The 1,187-nt window shown below is 35.4% G+C and carries 2 protein-coding genes; both read left to right on the top strand.

Annotated elements, in window-relative coordinates:
- Nucleotides 1–291 (top strand): gliding motility-associated C-terminal domain-containing protein (locus HX049_RS18360; protein ID WP_286417826.1); only part of this gene is annotated, 291 nt, incomplete at its 5' end.
- Nucleotides 292–299: 8 nt separating this feature from the next.
- A partial coding sequence (locus tag HX049_RS18355; RefSeq protein WP_286417825.1) for a PorP/SprF family type IX secretion system membrane protein occupies nucleotides 300–1,187 on the top strand: 888 nt, incomplete at its 3' end.

Genomic DNA, 1,187 nt, shown 5'->3' with positions numbered 1-1,187 from the left:
CCTGATGGAGATGGAAAGAATGATTACTTTATCATAGATAATATCAACAGATTCCCTAATAATACAGTAGAGATTTACAACCGTTGGGGAGTTAAGGTATTTGACACGAAGAGTTATGACAGTGCAGGTAATGTGTTTAGAGGATACTCAGATGGACGTGTTACTATAAATAAAGGTGAGAAATTACCTACAGGAGCATACTTCTATATCGTTACTTATGAGTATAAAGATAAGCATGGTTCACGTATGATTAAGAAATCAGGGTATCTACAGTTAGAAAGTAATAAGTAAGAAGAGTTATGAGTATTCAGAAAAATATAAAGAAAATTGGAATCAGTCTATTGCTAATAGGCTGCTTCCAAACTATGCAAGCTCAGCAAGATCCGCAGTATACCCAGTATATGTATAATACTAATATGATCAACCCAGCTTATGCAGGGAGTCGTGGAACGTTAAACGTATTTGGGATGTACAGAACACAGTGGGTAGGGCTAGATGGAGCACCTAAGACAGCAAATGTGTCTGTATCTACCCCTCTTGGAGAAAGTGGATTAGGACTAGGAGTGAACTTTACCAATGATCGATTAGGAGCAATGGATGAGAATAATATCTCTGTAGATTTAGCTTATGCTATTGACTTAAATGCTGATTATAAATTAGCTTTTGGACTTAAAGGAACAGCTAATTTATTAAGTGTTGATTATACAAAGCTTAATATCCACAATCCTACAGATCCAGTAAGTCAAGAGAATATTAATAATAAGTTTAACCCAAATATTGGAGCAGGGGTTTATTTATACTCTGATAAAGCTTATGTAGGATTATCAGTTCCGAATTTTTTAACTACAGACCGTTATGATGATAATGATATCACGACCATGCGTCAGAAGATGCACTTTTACTTAATGGGAGGATATGTATTTGATTTAAGTCAAGATATTTTATTTAAGCCAGCCGCTTTAGTTAAGGCAGTAAGTGGAGCACCGTTACAAGTAGATTTGACAGCTAACTTTTTGTTGTATGACAAGTTTACTTTAGGAGCTGCTTATCGATGGGATGCTTCAGTAAGCGCCTTGGCAGGATTCCAAGTCAATGAAAATCTATTTGTAGGTTATTCTTATGATTTTGATACTACAGCACTTCAACGTTATAACTCAGGATCACACGAAGTTTTCTTAAGATTTGAA

It is taken from the genome of Myroides odoratimimus (assembly GCF_030326305.1).
In the GTDB taxonomy this organism is placed as follows: domain Bacteria; phylum Bacteroidota; class Bacteroidia; order Flavobacteriales; family Flavobacteriaceae; genus Flavobacterium; species Flavobacterium odoratimimum_A.
The sequence above is the reverse complement of the archived record's forward strand: the minus strand, read 5'-3'. Positions and strand labels throughout refer to the sequence as shown.